Here is an 18325-nt window from a genome sequence, read left to right as displayed (position 1 = left end):
CGAGCCGATCAACCGGAGAAGCGATGCAGCGGACCCTTGCCACCGTGGCCACCACCCTGCTCGCGGCGGCGCTCGTGGCAGCTGCCGCGGCGGCGTTCATCGTGCTGGGCGGGTTGTACGACGTCGGCGCCACGGTGCAACACACGCAGCCCGTGTACTCGCTGCTGGAGACCGCCATGAAACAATCGGTGCGTGTGCGCGCCGCCGGCATCACGCCGCCCGCCCTGCCTGCGGCCCTGACGCTGCAACGTGGCGCCGCCTGCTACCGCGACCAGTGCGTGCAGTGCCACGGCGCGCCCGGCATCGCACCCGGTCCCGTGGGCATGAGCATGCTGCCGCTGCCCGGCCCGCTGCTCGACGCCGGCCGGCACTGGCACCTGCGCGAGCTGTACTGGATCACGCGCCACGGCATCCGCATGACCGGCATGCCGTCCTGGGGCATGCGGCTGTCGGACCAGGACATCTGGGCCGTGGCCGGATTCGTCGAACAGATGCCACGCTGGTCCCCGCAGGACTATGCCGCGCATGTCGAGAACGCCGCCATGGTCGACTGCGCGCTACCCACCCGCGCCGCAGGCGCCACCGCAGCACCGCCCGCCGATCTGTCGCCCGACCGCCAGACGCGTCTGGTGCTGCGTCAGTACGCCTGCGTCAGCTGCCACCGCATCCCAGGCATGACCGGCTCCGACGTGCATGTGGGCCCACCGCTCGAGGGGCTGGCCAGGCGCGCGCTGATCGCCGGCCGGCTGCCCAACACGCCCGAACACCTGGTGCAGTGGATCCGCACGCCACAGGCTGTCAAGCCGGGCACCGCGATGCCGGACCTTGGCGTCAGCGAAGAACACGCCCGTCTGATGGCCGCGTACCTCTCGCGCCTGTACTGAGTGGTGCCCGGACCGGCGCAACAAAAAAGCCAACCCCGGAAGGTTGGCTTTTCAGTGTTTGGTGGGCCCCCCGAGAGTCGAACTCGGCACCAACGGATTATGAGTCCGCTGCTCTAACCAGGCATGAGCTAGAGGCCCTGCAAGGCCCGCATTGTAGGCGGCCGACCGGGCCGGATCACTTGTGACTGAGGGCGTTGCTCACCAGCTTGGCCGTCACATCGACGATCTGGATCATGCGGTCGTAGGGCATGCGCTGGGGGCCGATCACACCCAGCGTGCCCACCACCTGGCCGTCCACCTCGTAGGGCGCCGTGACCACCGACAGGTCTTCGAAGGGCACCACATGGCTTTCGCCACCGATGTAGATGCGCACGCCGTCGGCCTGGGACGACACATCCAGCAGACGGATCAGCTGCGTCTTCTGTTCGAACAGGTCGAACAGCTGGCGCAGGTGCCCCATGTCGCTGGAGAACTCGCTCACCGACAGCAGGTTGCGCTCGCCCGAGACCACCACCTCCTCACGTTCGGCGCCCGCGTCGGCCCCGATGTCGACGGCGGCCTGCATCAGCGAGGCAATCTCCCCCCGCAAGGCCTCGACCTCGTTGCGCAAGCGCGAACGCACCTCTTCCATCGTGAGCCCCGCGTAATGGGCGTTGAGGAAGTTGGCCGCTTCCAGCAACTGCGACTGGGTGAAGTTCGCCTGCGTGTGGATGATGCGGTTCTGCACGTCCCCGTCGGGCGAAACCAGGATCACCAGCACCCGGCGCTCCGACAGGCTCAGAAACTCGATGTGCCGGAACACCGAGGCGCGCCGCGGCGCCATCACCACCCCCACGTACTGCGACAGGCTGGAGAGCATCTGGGCGGCGTGGCTGATCACGCGCTGGGGCTGGGTGCCGGCCTGGAGGCCGGTGGCGCCGATGTTTTCGGCGCCCTGGATGTCCTCGCGCCGAACGGTGAGCATGGTGTCCACGAACAGGCGGTAGCCCCGGGCGGTGGGAATGCGCCCGGCCGAGGTGTGCGGGCTGGCAATGAGTCCGAGCTCCTCCAGGTCGCTCATGACGTTGCGGATGGTCGCCGGCGAAAGATCCATGCCGGCCGCCTTGGCCAGCGTGCGGGAACCGACGGGCTGACCGTCGGCGATGTAGCGCTCGACCAGGGTCTTGAGCAGAAGTTTGGAGCGGTCGTCCAGCATGTCTTCATTTTAAGGACGGTGCCACCCCTGAACAGCGGCTGGGGGCAAGGGTTTCCGGGGGTCTGGCCACCGTCGGCCCCTATGTTGTAATTTGTGCATGACCCAGCCCGACACCAGCCGCCAGACGGCCCCCGCGCCGAAGCGCCACCTGCGATTCGCCCACGTGGCCATCGTCGGCAAGTACCAGGCGCCGGGTTCGCGCAAGGTGGTCGAGGCCCTGGCCGAGTTCCTGCACGACGAGGGCTGCGACGTCTCCCTGGAGCGGGACACCGCGCTCAACACCGGCCTGCTGCAGTACCCAGCGCTGGACGTGCCGGCCATGGGTCAGGGCATCGATCTGGCGCTGGTGCTCGGCGGCGACGGCACCATGCTGGGCATCGGACGGCAGCTTGCGCGTTACGGCGTGCCGCTGGTGGGCATCAACCAGGGCCGCCTGGGCTTCATCACCGACATTCCGCTGGAGACCTACCGGGACAACCTGCGCGCCATCCTGCGCGGCGAATTTGAAGAGGACCCCCGGTCGCTGATGGCGGCCAGCGTCTGGCGCGACGGCCGCTGCGTATTCGAGGCCACGGCGCTGAACGATGTGGTGGTCAACCGCGGCGGCGTCGCCAGCATGATCGAGCTGCGGGTCGAGGTGGACGGCCATTTCGTGGCCAACCAGCGCGCCGACGGCCTGATCATCGCCACCTCCACCGGCTCCACCGCCTACGCGCTGTCGGCCGGCGGGCCGCTGCTGCACCCTTCCGTGGGCGGCTGGATCATGGTGCCGATTGCGCCGCACACCCTGTCCAACCGGCCGATCGTGCTGCCCTCGCACTGCGAGGTGGCGGTCGAGATCGTCTCGGGCAAGGACGCCAGCGCCAACTTCGACATGCAGTCGCTCACCAGCCTGCTGCACGGCGACCGCATCGTCGTGCGCCGCTCGGAGCACACGCTGCGCCTGCTGCACCCGCTGGGCTGGAGCTACTTCGACACCCTGCGCAAGAAGCTGCACTGGAACGAGGGCGCCTGAGAGCGGTCAAAATAGCCGCCTTCCCTCCGTTTGTTCCGAAGCCATGAGCCTCCGACGCATCGTCTTGCGTGACTTCGTCATCGTGCCCTCGCTGGATCTCGATCTGGCCCAGGGCTTCAACGTGCTCACCGGCGAGACCGGTGCGGGCAAATCCATCCTCATCGACGCCCTTCAGCTGGCGCTGGGGGCCCGCGCCGACAGCGGCGTGGTGCGCGAAGGCGCCGCGCGCTGCGAGATCGCCGCCGAGTTCGACCTGCCCGCGTCCTTGCGGCCCTGGCTGGACGAGCAGGGATTTGCTGCCGCTGAAGACGGTCTGCTGCTGCGCCGCACCGTCGACACAGAAGGACGCAGCCGCGGCTGGATCAACGGCAGCGCCGCCACGATGGCCCAACTCAAGGCCCTGGCCGATCACCTGGTGGACATCCACGGACAGCACGCCTGGCAGAGCCTGACGCGCGCCGAGGCGGTGCGCGGCCTGCTGGACGCCTACGCCGGCGTCGACACCTCGTCCGCCTCTGCGCTCTGGGCCGACTGGCGCCAGGCGCGCAAGACGCTGGAGAGCGCCACGGAGCGCCAGAACACGCTGCAGCAGGAGAGCGAGCGGCTCGCCTGGCAGATCAGCGAACTCGACAAATTGCAGCCTCGCCCCGGCGAGTGGGAAGACATCAACGCGCAGCACAGCCGCCTGGCCAATGCACAGGGCCTGATGGATGCCGCGCGCGAGGCGGCCGCGGTGCTGGACGACGAGGACAGCAGCGCTGCGTCGCTGATCCACCGGGCACTGTCGGCGCTGCAGGCGCAGGCCCACCTGGAGCCGGCCTTCAACGACGCCATCCAGGCGCTGCTGGCGGCCCAGGCCCAGGTGCAGGACACGGTGCACGGCCTGCACCACTACGCGCGCCACACCGAGTTGGACCCCTCCAGCCTGGAGGCGCTCGACCAGCGGCTGTCGCAGTGGATGTCGCTGGCGCGCCGCTACCGCCGGCCGCCCGAGGAACTGGCGGAGCTGCTGGCGGGCTGGAAGAAGGAGCTGGAGAGCATCGACCAGGCCATGGATCTGGATGCCCTGCGCGCCGCAGAACGCAAGGCCTGGGCCGCGTTCGAGCTGGAAATCAAGCGCCTGGGCAAGCTGCGCCAGCAGGCGGCGCCCAAGCTCTCGCGGGCGGTCACCGACGCCATGCAGACCCTGGGCATGCAGGGCGGCCGCTTCGAGGTGGGCTTGCAGAAACTGGACGAACCCCAGGCGCACGGCTGGGAGCAGGTCGAGTTTCTGGTGGCGGGCCACGCCGGCGTGAGCCCGCGGCCGGTCGGCAAGGTGGCATCGGGCGGCGAACTCTCGCGCATCGCCCTGGCGATCTCGGTGGTGACCAGCCGGCTGGGACAGGCCCCGACCCTGATCTTCGACGAGGTCGACTCGGGCATCGGTGGGGCCGTGGCGCACACCGTGGGCCAGCTCCTGCGCCAGCTCGGCCGCGACCGCCAGGTGCTCGCCGTCACCCACCTGCCCCAGGTCGCTGCCTGCGGGGATCACCACCTGCTGGTGAGCAAGCGCCAGAGCGGTGCGGTCACGCACAGCACCGTCGCTGCCATCACCCATGAGCAGCGCGTGAGCGAACTGGCGCGCATGCTCGGCGGCAACGACCGTTCGGAAGTCTCGCTGGCGCACGCACGCGAACTGCTGACCACATGAACACGCCGGACCCCGCCCCGCCTCTCAAGCCGATCGAGCTGGTGCTGATCACCGGCATGTCCGGTTCCGGCAAATCGATCGCCCTGACAGCCCTCGAGGACCTGGGTTACTACTGCGTCGACAACCTGCCGCCGGAGCTGCTGGGCTCGTTCATCGCGCTGGAGCAGAGTCACCGCGCCAGCAAGGTGGCGATCGCGATGGACGTGCGCAGCGCCGCGTCGCTGCCCGGCCTGCCCGCTCGCCTGGCCGAGATCCGGCACCAGCCTGGGCAGGATGTCCACCTCACCACGGTGTTTCTGGACGCCACCACGGACACGCTGGTGCGGCGCTTTTCGGAGACGCGCCGCCGCCACCCGCTGTCGCTCAAGCCCTCCAACGACGAGCACCGGGCGCTCACGGACGCCATCGAATACGAGCGCGAGTTGCTGTCGGAGTTGCGCGACCGCGCCCAGGTGCTGGACACCAGCCTGATCCGGCCTGCGCAGCTGCGCCGCCACATCAAGGAGCTGATCGGCGCCCAGCAGGCCCCGCTCACCCTGGTGTTCGAGTCGTTCGCCTTCAAGCGCGGCATTCCGATGGACGCCGACTTCGTGTTCGACGTGCGCATGCTGCCCAACCCGCACTACGAGGCCGAGCTGCGTCCGCTCACGGGACGGGACGGGCCTGTGGCCGCCTTTCTGGCGCGCCATGCCGAGGTGGCGGTGATGGAGGCGCAGATCGACACCTTCCTGCGCCACTGGCTGCCGCACATGCTGGAAGACCACCGGAGCTACGTCACCGTGGCCATCGGTTGCACGGGTGGACAGCACCGGTCGGTCTACCTCGTGGAGCGCCTGGCCAAGGCCTTTTCCAGCGCCTGGTCCACGCGGCTGCGCCACCGCGAGATCGATGGCTGGCCCACCCCGCCAGCCCGCTCGGCCTCCGCAGTCCCCTGACGGAGGTCAGCCGGGCAACTGCATCAGCAGGCTGCGCACGGGTGCAGGCAGGCCGACGTCGCCCAGTTGGGCTGTCGGCACCCACCACCCCTCCGCACGCGCCAGCTCCGCCGCGCCGGGACCAAGATCGACCAGCACAGGATGCAACCGCAGCTCGCGGTGGGTGAGCGCATGGGCCAGCGCAGGCAGGTGCCGGGACTTGGCTGCGAAGGGGCCGGCCAGCGCCAGCGCCTGCGCTTCGTCACCGGCCACCGGCACGCAGTGCAGGCCGGCCCAGATGCCGCGCGGCGGCCGCCGCTCCAGCCAGACGGCCGGCTGCCCTGCCACGCTCTTGCGCAACACCAGCAGCCACCAGCTCTCGTGCCGGCGGGCGATCCGCCGGGTCTTCACCGGGAACCGGTCGGTGGTGCCCGCGCGGCGGGCCTCGCACAGACCGGCCACGGGGCACCCATCGCAGGCGGGCCGCCGGAGCGTGCACACACCGGCCCCAAGGTCCATGAGACCCTGGGTATAGGCCACCATGTCGTCCGCCGAAGGGCGTTCGGGCAACAGCGACTGGGCCAGTTGCCACAGATCCTTCTGGGCACGGGTCTGGGAAAGATCGCCTTCGAAAGCCAGCAGGCGGCTGAGCACCCGGCGCACGTTGCCGTCGGCGATCGACACCCGTTCACCATGGCAGAACGCTGCAATCGCCGCCGCCGTGGAGTCCCCGATGCCCGGCAAGGTGGCCAGTTGCAGCGAGGTGGAAGGAAAACGTCCCCCGTGCTCCGACACTACGGCGCGGGCGCAGCGGTGCAGGTTGCGGGCGCGGCTGTAGTACCCCAGCCCGCTCCAGAGGGACATCACCTCGTCTTCAGACGCCGTGGCGAGGGCCTGCACGTCGGGAAAACGCTGCAGGAAGCGCTGGTAGTAGCCCAGCACGGTGCTCACCTGGGTCTGCTGCAGCATGATCTCGGACAGCCACACGCGGTAGGGATCGCGGGTGCCCTGCCAGGGCAGGCCATGCCGCCCGTCGCGGCGCTGCCAATGCACCAGTGCCGGTGCGAAACCGGCGATCACAGCGTCCGGGGCCTTCATGCCTCGACCGCTTCGGCCGGGGCTGCCTCGGGAGATTCGAGCAATTGGCCGGTCAGCTCGGCCAGCTTGGCGTCAACCAAGTTGAGTTCGGCCTGCTGGGACTGCAGTTCACGGATCCGTTCGTCCAGTCCGCTGGCGGCCTGCTGGATGCGCGACACCGCCTCGATGCGGCGGCTGAAGTTGCGGCGGCGCTCCCGCAGCTGGGCGTCCAGCTGGGCGGCCGCCGACTTGTTCCACAGCTCCACCGCGTTGACCGCCGTGTCGTAGACCACCCGCAGCCGGCTCATGAGCGCCCGCGCCAGGCGCTCGCCGAACTCGGGCTGGGCCAGCCGCAGGGCGTTGCCCAGGCTGAGGTACTGCAGGTGGCTCTTTTCGATGAGATCCAGGTCCTTCAGGTACTGCTGAAGCTGCGGCGGTGTGGGCGGTTGCAAAGAGAAGCTGTACTCGGCGTTGAGACCTTTGAAACTGCCTTCAAGCATGGACTGGATCTCGGCCGCCAGCTGGTCGGCCTTCAGAAGGTCGGCGCGCAGCTGTTCAAAGGTGTGTCCGTAAGCGCGGCGCACGCCCAGCTTGATGCCGGGCTGCTTGAGCGCCCGCGCCAGTTCGGTCACGCGCGACTTGAGATGGGAGTGCCCGAGCAGGGAGAACAGGTCCTTGAGCAGCCGCAGGTGCACCGAGCGCACGGCCTGGATCTTGGCGCCACTGGCGTCGAACTCGGCCTGCTCCTGCTCGATGCGCAGCCGCATCTGCTTGATCACTCCGGCGTTCTTGCCGCGCAGGCCTTCGAGTTCCTGCACCTGTTCGACCAGGTCACGGGCCCGGGTGTGCACCAGCCGCCCGGTCTCCTGTCGCAGGGCCTGCACCGCGCTGGCCACCGCCGCCCCCAGGATCCGGCGGCGCTGCCCCAGCAGGTCGACGCCCAGGGCGGTTTCCAGTTCCATCAGGTTGCTCGCCTGCAGCAAGCGCTCGTCCCGGCTGACCTTGGCCAGCAGGCCCTTCTGCGCGGACACGGCGATCACCTGCATCGGCGACAGACCCAGCACATCGGCCGACTCGGTGCGCTGGGCCGCGATTTGCAGCTGCACCTGCTCGGGGGTGCTCAGCGCGTCCCACATCGTGTCGATCTTGTTCAGGACGACCAGCCTGCTCGCCTGGGCTTCCGGCAGCCCGGCGATGTGCTGGCGCCAGATGGCGAGGTCCGACTTGGTCACGCCGGTGTCGGCTCCGAGGATGAACACCACGGCGTGCGCCTGGGGCAGCAGGCTCACCGTGAGTTCCGGCTCGGCCCCGATCGCGTTCAGTCCCGGGGTGTCCAGGATCACGAGCCCCTGTTTGAGCAGTGGATGGGCCATGTTGATCAGTGCATGCCGCCACTTGGGCACCTCGATCATCCCGTCGGAGCCCATCACCGGGTTGTCGTCCGGCAACTCGTCGTTCCAGAACCCCAGCGCGGTCGCTTCCGAACGGCTCACCCGCCGCACCTCGGCCACCTTCTGGATGGCACGGGCCAGCTGCTGGGGATCGTTGACGTCCAGGTCCACCCGCTCCCACTTGTCCGGCGCGTTGCGCCAGTCCAGCAGCGACTTGGACTGCAGGCGGGTCTCGATCGGTAACAGGCGCAGGCAGGGCGGGACTTCGGAGTCGTAGCCCAGCTCGGTGGGACACATGGTGGTGCGCCCCGCACTGGCCGGCATGATCCGGCGTCCGTAGCCCGCAAAAAACACCGCGTTGATCAGCTCGGACTTGCCGCGCGAGAACTCGGCCACGAACGCGACCATGATCTTGTCATTGCGGACCTGCGCATGCAGCTGGTCCAGGCGTTCGCGGACACCCGCCTCCAGCAGTTCGTGGTCCTGCAACCATTCGGACATGAGCTTGAGACGCAGAGCAAACTGCCTGCGCCAGGCGCCGTGGTCGTCGAATTCCTGGTTGAAGCTCATGGGCCGTCGGGGGAGTGAATCCAATCAATATAGCATCGCGCCCCTGCGGTGCTCACGGCGTCTGGCACAGCGGGCAGAAATAGGTCGAACGCTGTCCCTGGCGCAACTGCCGTATCGGGGTGCCGCATGTCCTGCAAGGCAAGCCCTCGCGGCCATAGACCATGGCGTCCATCTGGAAGTAGCCGCTCTGCCCATCCGCGCTGGAAAAATCGCGCAGGGTGCTGCCTCCCAGCGCCAGTGCACGCTGCAATACCTGAACGATGGCCCCATGCAGGCGCGTGGCGCGCGGGCGGCTCAACCGGTCGGCCCGCACCGTCGGGCGAATGCCGGCCATGAACAGGGCCTCGGACGCGTAGATGTTGCCCACACCGACCACCACATCACCGGCCAGCAGCACCTGCTTGATGCTGGACCGCCGCTGCCGCAGGGCCGCATGAAAACCAGCGGGCTCGAACCCGGGTTCCAGCGGCTCCACCCCGAGACCCTCCAGCAGCTTGCGGGCCCGCGGGTCTTCCATCGAATCGACCAGCACCACGGCTCCAAACCTGCGGGGATCGTGCAACCGCAGGACGCCCCGGGAGGTGTGAAGCTCGAAATGGTCGTGCAATCCCCGCTCCGGCAGCTCACCGGAAAACTGCAGACTGCCGGACATGCCCAGGTGAACGAGCAGCATCCCCTGGTCCAGATGGATGAGCAGGTACTTTCCCCGGCGACCGACCGCCTGCACCTGGCGACCGGTCAGCGACGAGGCGTCCGCACCCAAGGGCCAGCGCAGGGGCTTGCCCACCAGCGCGCCCTGGACCACCGCGCCGGCGATGCGATCCGCGAAACTGCGGCGGGTGACTTCGACCTCGGGCAACTCAGGCATCGGTGGCTGATTTCGAACGATGAAGGGAACGCCCGGCCGGACAGCGGACTCTCAGACATGCCGACTTGGACCCTTCCATTATCATGAGCCGATGAACACTTCGCCCGACCGCAGCCACCACCGCCCGCAAAGATGGAGTGTCCGGACCGTGCAACAAGCGGCGCTGTGCTTCGTGCTTCTGGCCAGCCCTGCGGCCCTGGTGATGGCCCAGGACAGCGCTGCTGCAGAGCCCCCAGTGTCCAACTCCGCGCTGTCTGCGCCGCTCTTCTATCAACTGCTGCTGGGGGAACTCAACGTCTCGTCCGGCGAACCCGGCACCGGCTATTCGCTGGTCCTGGACGCCGCCCGCAAGCAGAACGATCCCGACCTGTTCCGCCGCGCGGTGGAAATCGCCCTGCAGGCCCGCTCTGGCGACGCAGCGCTGGCCGCTGCACGCGCATGGTCGCAGGCCATCCCGGTCTCTCCCGAAGCCGACCGATTCGAACTGGAGATCCTGCTGGCGCTCAACCGCGTCGGTGAGACCGGCCCGGTGCTGCGCCGTCTGCTCGACCAGGCGCCCGCCGCTGCCCGCAACGATGCCATCAACGGCATCCCCCGCATCTATGGACGGGTGACCGACAAGGCGGCGGCCCTGCAGGTGGTGCGCGACGCGCTGGCACCGATCATCAAGCAGGGCACGCACGCGGCTGCTGCCTGGACCACCATCGGCTTCCTGGAGTTGGGCAGCAACCAGCTGCCTCAAGCCCTGGCATCCGCCCGCAACGGGCACGCCGCCGACCAGGCATCGCCGTTCCCCGCCCTGCTCGCGCTGGATCTCATGGAGCGCGGACAGACCGCTGCGGAAGCCGTGGTGCGAGGCCAGCTCAAGGCGAGCCCCCCGGTGGCGGGCAGCCCGGCCCCTGTGTCTCTGGGATACGCCCGCATCCTGTTCGACCTGCAGCGCAACGCCGAAGCACGCAGCCTGCTTGAAAGCCTGACCCGCCTCCAGCCCGAGGCCATGGAGCCCTGGCTGCTGCTGGCCACGCTGCAGGTGCAGGACAAGCGCCTGCCCGCCGCTACGCAGTCGCTGCAGACCTACATGGGCCTGGCCCGACAGGTTGGCGACGAGCGCGCCGCGCGCGGCCTGACGCAGGCCTACCTGCTGATGGCGCAGATCGCGGAACAGCAGCGGGACTTCCAGGCGGCCAGCGCCTGGCTGGACCGGATCGAGAACGCCGACGACATCATGGCGGCGCAGATGCGTCGCGCCTCCCTGCTGGCCCACCAGGGGCAGATGAACCGCGCACGCGCGCTGCTGCGCAACCACCCCGAACGGCGGCCCGAGGACGCGCGCCTGAAGTTTGTTGCGGAAGCACAGCTGCTCCGAGATTTCAAGCAATGGCAACAGGCCTTCGATGTCTACGGCGAGGCGGTCACCCGGTTTCCCAAGGACAGCGACCTCATCTACGACCAGGCCATGATGGCTGAGAAGCTCAACCGCATCGACGACATGGAGCGCCTGTTCCGCCAGGTGATCGAACTCAAACCGGACCACCACCATGCCTACAACGCATTGGGCTACTCCCTGGCCGATCGTGGGCTCAGGCTGGCAGAAGCCAGACAACTGATCGAAAAAGCCGTGTCCATGGCGCCCGACGACGCCTACATACAGGACAGCCTGGGCTGGGTGGAGTTTCGCAACGGCAACATCCCTCGCGCGGTGCAGATCCTTCAGGCCGCCTACGAAAAGCGCCCGGACGCAGAAATCGCCGCCCACCTTGGCGAGGTGCTCTGGGTCAGTGGCGACAAGGACCGGGCCTTGAAAATCTGGCGCGAAGGACTGCTGCTGGCCAGCGACAACGAGACCCTGCAGGGCACCCTGCAGCGCCTGCGCGTCAAGCCATGACCCGGTTCGCTCGATGGCGCCTCGCCCTTCTCGGCGCGGTGGTGCTGACGCTGGCGGGTTGCGCAACCTCCCGACCAGACGCCCCGAGGGACGCGTCGTCCTGGAGCGGCCGGCTGGCGCTCACCGTGCACAGCGAGCCACCGCAGTCGTACTCCGCCGGATTTGAGCTCCGCGGAGCTCTCGCGGCCGGCGAACTCCAGCTGACCTCTCCGCTGGGGACGGTGCTGGCATCGGTGCACTGGTCCGCGCAAGGCGCCGAACTGCGGCAGGGCACTCAGGTCACCCGCCGCCCGTCCCTGGACGAACTCACCACCGATCTCGGAGGCACGCCCCTGCCGGTGGCGGCGCTCTTCGGATGGCTGCAAGGCCAGGCAGCAGAGGCCGACGGCTGGAAGGCGGACCTGAGCCGCCACGCAGACGGGCGCGTGCTCGCCCGCCGTCTTCAGCCCCTGCCGACCGCAGAACTGCGCCTGGTCTTCCAGCCATGACCCCATCGCCCGCACCGCTGCAGCATCTGGAAGGTGTGCCTGCACCGGCCAAGCTCAACCTGTTTCTCCACGTCACCGGCCGCCGCGCCGATGGCTACCACCTCCTGCAGTCGGTGTTCATGCTGATCGACTGGATGGACACCCTGGACTTCGAGCTGCGCACCGATGGACGGATCAGCCGGGAAGACACTGTCTCCGGCCTTCCGGCAGAGGATCTTTGTGTGCGCGCTGCCCGGGCACTGAGGGAAGCCACGGGGACCGGTCTGGGCGTCCACATCCGCCTGCACAAGCAGATCCCCGCCGAAGCGGGCATGGGTGGCGGCTCATCGGACGCGGCCACCTGCCTGCTCGCCCTCAACCGGCTCTGGGGGCTCGGGCTGACACGGAGCGCACTCTCCCGCATCGGGCTGGCACTGGGTGCCGACGTTCCGTTCTTCCTCGGTGGCCACAACGCCTGGGTCGAGGGCGTGGGCGAAAAGCTCACCCCGGTGTCGCTGCCATCCGCCCGTTTCGTGGTGGTCAAACCACCCACCGGGGCGTCGACACCCGCAATTTTCAGTTCATCAGAACTGCAACGTGACACAAAAACTGCTATACTCCAAGGCTTTGCTGCAAACACCAATGCAGAAACGTTGAAGAGCGGTGTTCCCATCGCCTGCGATCTCCGGAAAATTCTGGCGTTCGGACACAACGACCTGCAGCCGGTGGCACAGACACTGTGCCCCGACGTGGTGCGATGCTTGAAGTGGCTGTCCGCCCGTGGTCTTCACGGACGAATGACCGGTTCGGGCACCGCGGTGTTTGCGCAGCTGCCGCAGGCAGCGGACCTCTCCGGCGCTCCGGCCGACTGGGTGGTTCGTGAATGCGGCAACATGGATGCACATCCATTGCTGGACTGGTGTCCCGGGTAAAATCGGGTCGGTCAGTCCGGTCAGCGGATGAGTGACCTGCGACATTTTTCGGGTGTCCGTGAAACGCAAGTTCCACGAATGTCCTGAGTAGGGGAGTCGCCAAGTTGGTAAAGGCACCGGATTTTGATTCCGGCATGCGAGGGTTCGAGTCCTTCCTCCCCTGCCACCCATTTTTTTGAACCACATCACGCAGCGGCCACGCCGCTGTCGGCCAGCCGCCCTGGTCGTTGAAACAGCTGGGAACACCATGCAAGTTCAGCCCCCTGATTTCATGATCTTCACCGGCAATGCCAACCCGGTTCTCGCTGCCGAAATCGCCCAGCACCTCAACACCCAGCTCGGTGCGGCCAATGTCGGCCGCTTCTCCGACGGCGAGGTCACGGTGGAGATCACGCAGAACGTGCGGGCCCGCGACGTGTTCGTGATCCAGTCGACCTGTGCACCGACCAACGAGAACCTGATGGAACTCATCATCATGGTCGACGCGCTCAAGCGGGCTTCCGCCGCGCGCATCTCGGCCGTGATTCCCTACTTCGGCTACGCCCGCCAGGACCGCCGTCCGCGCTCCAGCCGCGTGCCGATCTCGGCCAAGGTCGTGGCCAACATGCTGCAGACCGTGGGCGTCAACCGCGTGCTGACCATGGACCTGCACGCCGACCAGATTCAGGGCTTCTTCGACATCCCGGTCGACAACATCTACGCCTCGCCGGTGCTGTTGGGCGACCTGCGCGCCAAGAACTACGAAGACCTGCTGGTGGTCTCGCCCGACGTGGGCGGCGTGGTGCGTGCCCGGGCGCTGGCCAAGCAGCTGGGCTGCGACATGGCCATCATCGACAAGCGCCGCCCCAAGGCCAACGTGTCGGAAGTGATGCACGTGATCGGCGACATCGAAGGCCGCAACTGCGTGATCATGGACGACATGATCGACACCGCCGGCACGCTGGTCAAAGCCGCCGAGGTGCTCAAGGAACGCGGCGCCAAGCACGTCTACGCCTACTGCACCCACCCGATCTTCTCGGGCCCGGCCATCGACCGCATCGCCAAGGGCACGGCCCTGGACGAAGTGGTCGTGACCAACACCATTCCCCTGTCGCAGGCCGCCCAGGCCTGCGCCAAGATCCGCCAGCTCTCCGTGGCGCCGCTGATGGCCGAGACCATCGCGCGCATCGCTTCGGGCGAGTCGGTGATGAGTTTGTTCGCCGATCAGGACAACCTGTTCTGAGGCGACAAAAAGCAGGCTGTGCCCTGTGGTACAGCCTTTTTCAAACCGAGGCGTTCTGGTCGCGGAACCCCTCCAACGGAGTCAGTCATGCAATTCGTCGCTTTTGAGCGCGCCAAGCAGGGTACGGGTGCGAGCCGCCGTCTGCGCATCACCGGTCGCGCGCCCGGTATCGTTTTTGGTGGTGACACCACGCCCGTGACGATCGAAGTCGATCACAACGCGCTGTGGCATGCCCTGAAGAAGGAAGCCTTCCACGCGTCCATCCTGGACATGGAACTGGCCGGCAAGGTCCAGAAGGTTCTGCTGCGTGATGTGCAGTACCACCCCTACAAGCCGCAGGTCCTGCACGTGGACTTCCAGCGCGTGGACGAAAAGACCCGCCTGCACAAGAAGGTGCCGATCCACTTCGTGGGTGAAGAGAACTCGCCGGCCGTCAAGACCGACAAGTGCCTGGTCAACCATATCGTGACCGAGATCGAGATCGAATGCCTGGCCATGCAGCTGCCCGAGTTCATCGAGGTGGACCTGAGCGCTGCCGAGAAGGGCGCGACCATCCACACCGGCGACCTGAAACTGCCCGCGGGCGTGAAGATCGTGACGCACGGCCGCAAGGACATCACCATCGCCACCGTCGTCGAGCCGGTGGAAGAAGTGGTGGCCGCTCCGGTGGTGGCTGCTGCCGACGACAAGAAGAAGGGCAAGGGCAAGAAGTAATTCTTCTTGTTGTTCCTCCCGAAGGCCCGCCCTGTGCGGGCCTTTGTTCTTTGCGGGCCTCCATAATCCACCGCCATGATCCGACTCATCGCTGGCCTGGGAAACCCAGGTCCCGAATACGAGCAGACACGCCACAACGCCGGGTTCTGGTTCGTGGACGAGGCTGCACGCATCCTCAAGACCTCGCTGCAGATGGAGCGCGGGCACTTTGGCCTCGTGGCGCGCGCCAATGTGGGCGGGCAGAGTGTCTGGCTGGTGGAGCCGCAGACCTACATGAACCTCTCGGGCAAGTCGGTGGCGTCGCTGGCGCGCTTCTTCAAGGTGGCACCGGAAGAAGTGCTGGTGGTGCACGACGAACTGGACCTGCCGCCCGGTGAGGCCAAGCTCAAGAAGGGCGGCGGCCACGCCGGCCACAACGGCCTGCGCGACATCCACGCCCAGCTGGGCAGCCCAGACTACTGGCGGCTGCGCGTGGGCATCGGACACCCCGGCAACAAGAACGAAGTGGCGAACTGGGTACTCAAGAAGCCCTCACCGGACGACCGCATCGCCATTGCACAGGCGCTGGACCGGTCGCTCAAGGCACTGCCGCAGCTGATCGCGGGTGAGATGGACAAGGCAACGGCCCTGATCCACACCAGCAAGCCCCCGCGCCCCAAGCCACCGAAGCCTGTACCGGCGACAACCGCTCAGCGCGCCGAGGGCGGCAACACCACCGGGCCGGGCGACGCCAGCGACTGACCCGCCGCCTGCAGGCGCTGGTACTTCTGCCACAGCGTCTCATGGTTCTCCACGTGCGCCGGGTCGACCGGGATGCACTCCACCGGACACACCTGCACGCACTGCGGCTCGTCGAAGTGGCCCACGCACTCGGTGCAGCGGTTCGGGTCGATCTGGTAGAAGTCCTCGCCCATCGAGATCGCCTGGTTGGGGCACTCGGGCTCGCATACGTCGCAGTTGATGCACTCCGCGGTGATCATCAAAGCCATGGTCTGCTCCTCACGCCTGGAGAGGGCGTGGCTTCAGCCGATCCGCCACCCCCGGGCTGACCATCCGCGACACATCGCCACCGAGCGTGGCAATCTCGCGCACGAGGGTGCTGGAGATGCACTGCAGCTCGGCCTGCGGCAGCAGGAACACGGTTTCCACCGTGGGCAGCAGCTTGCGGTTCATGGCCGCCATCTGGGCCTCGTAGTCGAAGTCGGTCATGTTGCGGATGCCGCGCACCACGGCGCAGGCACCCTGCTCCCGACAGAAATCCATGATGAGTCCGTCGAACGGCAACACACGCACCGGCAGCCCGTCCAGGGCCTCGGCGGCCATGGCCATGCGCTCCTGCAGCGAGAAGCGCGTCTTCTTGTGGTGGGCGATGGCCACCGCCAGGATCAGCTCGTCGAACAGCCCGGCGGCGCGGCGCACCACGTCCTCATGGCCGAGCGTGAGCGGGTCGAAGGTGCCGCTGTAGACCGCGATGCGGCGGATGGAGGAGACGGGATCGGACATGCCGGGATTATCGGCCAAGGGGCGGCGGCGGCCGGAGAGCCGGGCCACTTGTCACTGCGGTGGCAAGGGGCGCAGAAGATGGAAATGCACCTGCCCGGCCTTGCCGTGGCGGTGCACCTGCAGGCCAATCTGCGCGAGTTCGTCGTCGCCCCAGGTGCGCGGCGCCTCCAGGTAGATCAGGCCGGTGTCACCCAGCGCCAGACGGGCCGACCGCAGCGCCGCGCCGAACAGCTCTTCGTTGCCGCCGTCGCCGAACGGCGGGTCGAGGAACACCAGATCCAGCCCCTGCCCGGCCCGCTGGCGCAGCGCGGCGACGCCGTCGCCGCGCTCGACGCGCACCGTCTCCGCCTTGAGCCGTTGTGCGACCGCCTGCAGGGACTTGCACAGCGCCGGGTCCTGCTCCACCAGCGTCACCGCTGCGGCGCCGCGCGAGCCGGCCTCCAGCCCGAGCGCGCCGGTGCCTGCGAAAGCGTCGAGGCAGCGCCACCCGCTCAGGTCCTGACCCAGCCAGTTGAACAGCGTCTCGCGCACACGCGAGGGCGTGGGCCGCAGGCCGGGCCGGTCGGCCACGGGCAGCTTGCTTCGTTTCCACTGGCCGCCAATGATGCGGACCTCGTGCGCGGCCTGGGCGGCGGGACGTGGCGGTGCTTTGTTCATGCGCCGAGCTTAACCAGTCAGGGCTGTGCGCCCACGACCACCGTCACCACGCGGTCGGGCTGCAGCACGCGCGCAAACGAGCGCCGGATGTCCTCCACCGTCACCGTCTCCACGCGGCGGGTCCAGCTCTCCAGATAGTCCAGCGGCAGGCCGTTCCAGGCGATGTTGGCCACGTTGTCCAGCAGCTTGCGGTTGCTGTCGAAGCGCAAGGCGAAACCGTTGACCAGATAGTCCTTGGCGGCCCGCAGCTCGGCTTCGGTGGGGCCCTCGGCGACGAAGCGGCGCACGACCTCGCGCGCCACCTGGACCGCCTGGTCCGCCTGGTCCGGCCGCGTCGTCAGTCCGACTTGGAAGGCGCCCGCGTGCAGGCCGGGCGCGAAGTAGCTGTAGGCGCTGTAGCTCAGTCCCCGCTTTTCGCGCACCTCGGTGGACAGGCGCGAGACGAAGCCGCCACCGCCCAGGATGTAGTTGCCGATGAACAGCGGGAAAAAGTCGGGGTCGTTGCGCCGATGGCCGGGCTGACCGATCAGGACCTGGGCCTGCGCGACCTCGAAAGGGATGCGCCGCTCGACGGCGCTTGCCAGTGGCGACACCTCGGCCACCGCCGGCAAGGTTTCGCAACCATGGGGCGCCAGCGGTGCCACGAGCTGGTCGGCAATGCGCCCGGCCATGGCGCGGTCGATCGCCCCCACCATCACGATCTGGGCCCGGCAGGCCGCCGCATGGCGCCGGTAGAAACCGCGCAGGTCGTCCACGGTGATGGCCTCCAGCGTGGCCGCGGTGGCCTCGCGGCCGTACGGGTGGGCGCCGTACACGGCCTGGGCGAAGGCCCGCCCGGCGTGGGTGGCGGGGCGCGTCTCGGCCTCCTTGAGGGCGGCCAGCCAGCGCTGGCGGTCGCGCTGCCAGACGGCCTGCGGCCACGCTGGCGAGGCCAGCTGGCGGACCGCGAGTGCCAGGGAGCGCTCCAGCAGGTCGGGCTCGGTGAGCGTGCGCAAGGACACGCTGAAACGCTCCAGCCCTGCGCTCACGCTCAGTTGCGCGCCCAGGTCGACCCAGGCCTCGCTGAGGGCGTTTTCATCCAGCGCGGCCAGCGTGTCCTGTGCCGCCACGCCGGCCGACATCATCGAGGCGGTGGCGCTCGCCAGCCCGGCGCGCTCCGCCGGATCGCGGCGCGAGCCGCCGTCGAAGTCGATCTGCACGTCCAGCATCGGGATCGACGGGCTGGCCACGAGGTAGACACGGGCGCCGCTTGGATGGGTCCAGTGCTGGATCGGAATCACGGCCCACGCCGGCACACAGAACAGACACAGCAGGGCAAAGCGGAAGACGTTGTTCATCGTT

18 protein-coding genes and 2 tRNA genes are annotated in these 18325 nt (G+C 68.0%); 11 read left to right on the top strand and 9 right to left on the bottom strand.

The features are described 5' to 3' along the window. The first annotated feature begins 23 nt into the window (after positions 1–23). Entirely contained in the window at positions 24–884 is an 861-nt protein-coding gene (locus tag RCO38_RS20520) for a c-type cytochrome (protein ID WP_308330303.1), read from the top strand. Positions 885–943: 59 nt separating this feature from the next. Here the strand turns inward: RCO38_RS20520 and RCO38_RS20515 are convergent. Beyond that, positions 944–1022 (bottom strand) — tRNA-Ile (locus RCO38_RS20515). A 37-nt stretch (positions 1023–1059) separates the two neighbouring features. Next, positions 1060–2079, bottom strand: coding sequence for a heat-inducible transcriptional repressor HrcA (hrcA, locus tag RCO38_RS20510; protein ID WP_308330302.1), 1020 nt, complete (start codon positions 2077–2079; stop codon positions 1060–1062). Between the two features lie 97 nt (positions 2080–2176). On the opposite strand from hrcA, the gene RCO38_RS20505 reads away from it, so the two are divergent. From RCO38_RS20505 to rapZ, 3 genes are read left to right on the top strand one after another with little or no spacing between them, the layout of a single operon-like run. Beyond that, a complete protein-coding gene (locus RCO38_RS20505) occupies positions 2177–3094 on the top strand; it encodes an NAD kinase (protein ID WP_308330301.1) in 918 nt (305 codons plus the stop codon). Positions 3095–3137: 43 nt separating this feature from the next. Beyond that, positions 3138–4784, top strand: a complete 1647-nt coding sequence (gene recN / locus RCO38_RS20500) for a DNA repair protein RecN (protein ID WP_308330300.1) — start codon at positions 3138–3140, stop codon at positions 4782–4784. Continuing rightward, on the top strand, positions 4781–5719 hold the full coding sequence (gene rapZ, locus RCO38_RS20495) for an RNase adapter RapZ (protein WP_308330299.1): 939 nt from the start codon (positions 4781–4783) through the stop codon (positions 5717–5719). The genes recN and rapZ overlap by 4 nt, the downstream gene beginning before the upstream one ends. Positions 5720–5725: 6 nt before the next feature. Here the strand turns inward: rapZ and mutY are convergent, their stop codons facing one another. The 3 genes from mutY to mutM are packed head-to-tail and all read right to left on the bottom strand — an operon-like array spanning position 5726 to position 9604. Continuing rightward, positions 5726–6796 carry an A/G-specific adenine glycosylase gene (gene mutY, locus RCO38_RS20490; RefSeq protein ID WP_308330298.1) on the bottom strand — a complete coding sequence of 357 codons (1071 nt, stop codon included), beginning with the start codon at positions 6794–6796 and terminating at the stop codon, positions 5726–5728. Next, a complete protein-coding gene (locus RCO38_RS20485) occupies positions 6793–8736 on the bottom strand; it encodes a dynamin family protein (protein WP_308330297.1) in 1944 nt (647 codons plus the stop codon). The genes mutY and RCO38_RS20485 overlap by 4 nt, the downstream gene beginning before the upstream one ends. A gap of 52 nt (positions 8737–8788) precedes the next feature. Further along, positions 8789–9604: a bifunctional DNA-formamidopyrimidine glycosylase/DNA-(apurinic or apyrimidinic site) lyase gene (gene mutM, locus RCO38_RS20480; protein WP_308330296.1), complete on the bottom strand. Its 816-nt coding sequence runs from the start codon at positions 9602–9604 to the stop codon at positions 8789–8791. 91 nt (positions 9605–9695) lie between these two features. Between mutM and RCO38_RS20475 the strand changes: the two genes are divergently transcribed. From RCO38_RS20475 to pth, 7 genes are all read left to right on the top strand, one after another. Next, entirely contained in the window at positions 9696–11489 is a 1794-nt protein-coding gene (locus RCO38_RS20475; protein WP_308330295.1) for a tetratricopeptide repeat protein, read from the top strand. Further along, positions 11486–11977, top strand: coding sequence for a lipoprotein insertase outer membrane protein LolB (locus tag RCO38_RS20470; RefSeq protein ID WP_308330294.1), 492 nt, complete (start codon positions 11486–11488; stop codon positions 11975–11977). Before RCO38_RS20475 ends, RCO38_RS20470 begins: the two co-directional genes overlap by 4 nt. Positions 11978–11994: 17 nt before the next feature. Then, positions 11995–12888, top strand: a complete 894-nt coding sequence (ispE, locus tag RCO38_RS20465; RefSeq protein ID WP_308330432.1) for a 4-(cytidine 5'-diphospho)-2-C-methyl-D-erythritol kinase — start codon at positions 11995–11997, stop codon at positions 12886–12888. Between the two features lie 89 nt (positions 12889–12977). Then, positions 12978–13054, top strand: a tRNA-Gln gene (locus RCO38_RS20460). Positions 13055–13135: 81 nt separating this feature from the next. Next, a complete protein-coding gene (locus RCO38_RS20455) occupies positions 13136–14110 on the top strand; it encodes a ribose-phosphate pyrophosphokinase (RefSeq protein ID WP_308330293.1) in 975 nt (324 codons plus the stop codon). An 87-nt stretch (positions 14111–14197) separates the two neighbouring features. Beyond that, complete coding sequence (locus RCO38_RS20450) at positions 14198–14824, top strand: 50S ribosomal protein L25/general stress protein Ctc (RefSeq protein ID WP_308330292.1); 627 nt, start codon at positions 14198–14200, stop codon at positions 14822–14824. Positions 14825–14899: 75 nt separating this feature from the next. Continuing rightward, positions 14900–15565, top strand: a complete 666-nt coding sequence (gene pth / locus RCO38_RS20445) for an aminoacyl-tRNA hydrolase (protein ID WP_308330291.1) — start codon at positions 14900–14902, stop codon at positions 15563–15565. Here the strand turns inward: pth and RCO38_RS20440 are convergent. Genes RCO38_RS20440 through RCO38_RS20425 form a run of 4 tightly spaced genes read right to left on the bottom strand, consistent with a single transcriptional unit; the run spans position 15514 to position 18321 of the window. Continuing rightward, complete coding sequence (locus RCO38_RS20440) at positions 15514–15813, bottom strand: YfhL family 4Fe-4S dicluster ferredoxin (RefSeq protein ID WP_308330290.1); 300 nt, start codon at positions 15811–15813, stop codon at positions 15514–15516. The genes pth and RCO38_RS20440 overlap by 52 nt on opposite strands. A 10-nt stretch (positions 15814–15823) precedes the next feature. After that, positions 15824–16327 carry a pantetheine-phosphate adenylyltransferase gene (gene coaD, locus RCO38_RS20435; protein ID WP_308330289.1) on the bottom strand — a complete coding sequence of 168 codons (504 nt, stop codon included), beginning with the start codon at positions 16325–16327 and terminating at the stop codon, positions 15824–15826. A 51-nt stretch (positions 16328–16378) separates the two neighbouring features. Next, positions 16379–16984 (bottom strand): 16S rRNA (guanine(966)-N(2))-methyltransferase RsmD, encoded by a 606-nt coding sequence (gene rsmD, locus RCO38_RS20430; RefSeq protein ID WP_308330288.1) that lies wholly within the window; start codon positions 16982–16984, stop codon positions 16379–16381. A 17-nt stretch (positions 16985–17001) separates the two neighbouring features. Next, complete coding sequence (locus RCO38_RS20425) at positions 17002–18321, bottom strand: M16 family metallopeptidase (protein ID WP_308330287.1); 1320 nt, start codon at positions 18319–18321, stop codon at positions 17002–17004. Positions 18322–18325: the final 4 nt, after the last annotated feature.

Source organism: Hydrogenophaga pseudoflava, from assembly GCF_031020795.1.
GTDB lineage: Bacteria > Pseudomonadota > Gammaproteobacteria > Burkholderiales > Burkholderiaceae_C > Hydrogenophaga > Hydrogenophaga pseudoflava_A.
Note: the sequence above shows the minus strand (reverse complement) of the source record. Positions and strands in the feature narration are given on the sequence as shown.

Excerpts from the sequence above, each read along its gene's own strand:
- hrcA (WP_308330302.1), bottom strand. The coding sequence starts at position 2,079 with ATGCTGGACGACCGCTCCAAACTTCTGCTCAAGACCCTGGTCGAGCGC.
- pth (WP_308330291.1), top strand. The coding sequence starts at position 14,900 with ATGATCCGACTCATCGCTGGCCTGGGAAACCCAGGTCCCGAATACGAG.
- RCO38_RS20455 (WP_308330293.1), top strand. The coding sequence starts at position 13,136 with ATGCAAGTTCAGCCCCCTGATTTCATGATCTTCACCGGCAATGCCAAC.
- mutM (WP_308330296.1), bottom strand. The coding sequence starts at position 9,604 with ATGCCTGAGTTGCCCGAGGTCGAAGTCACCCGCCGCAGTTTCGCGGAT.
- RCO38_RS20485 (WP_308330297.1), bottom strand. The coding sequence starts at position 8,736 with ATGAGCTTCAACCAGGAATTCGACGACCACGGCGCCTGGCGCAGGCAG.
- recN (WP_308330300.1), top strand. The coding sequence starts at position 3,138 with ATGAGCCTCCGACGCATCGTCTTGCGTGACTTCGTCATCGTGCCCTCG.
- RCO38_RS20475 (WP_308330295.1), top strand. The coding sequence starts at position 9,696 with ATGAACACTTCGCCCGACCGCAGCCACCACCGCCCGCAAAGATGGAGT.
- rapZ (WP_308330299.1), top strand. The coding sequence starts at position 4,781 with ATGAACACGCCGGACCCCGCCCCGCCTCTCAAGCCGATCGAGCTGGTG.
- RCO38_RS20425 (WP_308330287.1), bottom strand. The coding sequence starts at position 18,321 with ATGAACAACGTCTTCCGCTTTGCCCTGCTGTGTCTGTTCTGTGTGCCG.
- RCO38_RS20505 (WP_308330301.1), top strand. The coding sequence starts at position 2,177 with ATGACCCAGCCCGACACCAGCCGCCAGACGGCCCCCGCGCCGAAGCGC.
- mutY (WP_308330298.1), bottom strand. The coding sequence starts at position 6,796 with ATGAAGGCCCCGGACGCTGTGATCGCCGGTTTCGCACCGGCACTGGTG.
- RCO38_RS20470 (WP_308330294.1), top strand. The coding sequence starts at position 11,486 with ATGACCCGGTTCGCTCGATGGCGCCTCGCCCTTCTCGGCGCGGTGGTG.
- RCO38_RS20450 (WP_308330292.1), top strand. The coding sequence starts at position 14,198 with ATGCAATTCGTCGCTTTTGAGCGCGCCAAGCAGGGTACGGGTGCGAGC.
- RCO38_RS20520 (WP_308330303.1), top strand. The coding sequence starts at position 24 with ATGCAGCGGACCCTTGCCACCGTGGCCACCACCCTGCTCGCGGCGGCG.
- rsmD (WP_308330288.1), bottom strand. The coding sequence starts at position 16,984 with ATGAACAAAGCACCGCCACGTCCCGCCGCCCAGGCCGCGCACGAGGTC.
- RCO38_RS20440 (WP_308330290.1), bottom strand. The coding sequence starts at position 15,813 with ATGGCTTTGATGATCACCGCGGAGTGCATCAACTGCGACGTATGCGAG.
- coaD (WP_308330289.1), bottom strand. The coding sequence starts at position 16,327 with ATGTCCGATCCCGTCTCCTCCATCCGCCGCATCGCGGTCTACAGCGGC.